Source organism: Pseudoalteromonas sp. TB51 (assembly GCF_000498055.1).
Classification (GTDB): Bacteria; Pseudomonadota; Gammaproteobacteria; order Enterobacterales; family Alteromonadaceae; genus Pseudoalteromonas; species Pseudoalteromonas atlantica.
This window is the reverse complement of the sequence record NZ_AUTO01000351.1, coordinates 1-852: the sequence shown is the minus strand read 5'-3', so window position 1 is coordinate 852 and position 852 is coordinate 1. Positions and strand designations below refer to the sequence as shown.

At 35.9% G+C, this 852-nt stretch carries 2 protein-coding genes; one reads left to right on the top strand and one right to left on the bottom strand.

Annotated features, from left to right (window positions below; all coding sequences use genetic code 11):
- A partial coding sequence (locus tag L650_RS24025) for a hypothetical protein (RefSeq protein WP_164835584.1) occupies positions 1-243 on the bottom strand: 243 nt, incomplete at its 3' end.
- Positions 244-687: 444 nt separating this feature from the next.
- Between L650_RS24025 and L650_RS24020 the strand changes: the two genes are divergently transcribed.
- A partial coding sequence (locus L650_RS24020; protein ID WP_164835583.1) for a thiamine pyrophosphate-binding protein occupies positions 688-852 on the top strand: 165 nt, incomplete at its 3' end.

The following is an 852-nucleotide window of genomic DNA, read 5'->3' as shown; positions in this document are numbered from 1 at the left end:
CTTAGCGCTTAAGCGGGCTTTCATGGTAGAAACAGGTTTTAACTGCGAAGGGTTAAGCCGTGCAGTATTCGCTAAGTAGCTTTCAACCGTTGGCTTGTTAGTGGTTTGTTGGGTATCAGCGCGTTTATTTAACCAATACTCTATTCTTTGTTTGTTAATAATACCTGGGTCATGCGCGCTGGTATTTGCTGCGTTAAGGTTTAGGCTGCAAAGAAATAAGCCAAGCCATATTATTTTTTTCACTGTATCTTCCCCAGATAAACTATTGCTCTATCATACCTAATATATGCATTAAGCACAGCGCTCAAATCACCTATTTACCCATTATGGTTACTCGGTAAAATTAGCATAATTTCTTCATATTTTTTATATAACTACAAATAGCGTGCAACTTTTTAGTATTAAAACAAATTAATTTGAAATTTTAATCCAAAACAGCTCTTTCAAGGTTGACATAAGCACGTAAAACCCTTAAAAATAACCCCATATAGAATTTTTAATCTAAAGCAGCATTTTGCTTTTTATAAAGTGACAATTATGAAAAAACAACTTCACCTTTTAATCGTACTCGTAGTGGTCTTAGTGATAAGCCCAGCGGGGATGTATTAAAAAGTGAAATTGCTTTTTAAAAACCCTCGCACTACGCGGGGGTTTTTTTATGCATAAACAGCGCACAGAGGAATGAGGATGAGCAAACAAGAATATAATGGTTCTGAACTAGTTGTTCAGGCATTAAAAGAGTTGAAGGTTAAGTATATATTTGGCTACCCAGGTGGGTCGGTTTTAGATTTATACGATGCACTTTTTCAACAAGAAGACATTGAACATATTTTAGTGCGTCACGAACAAGCC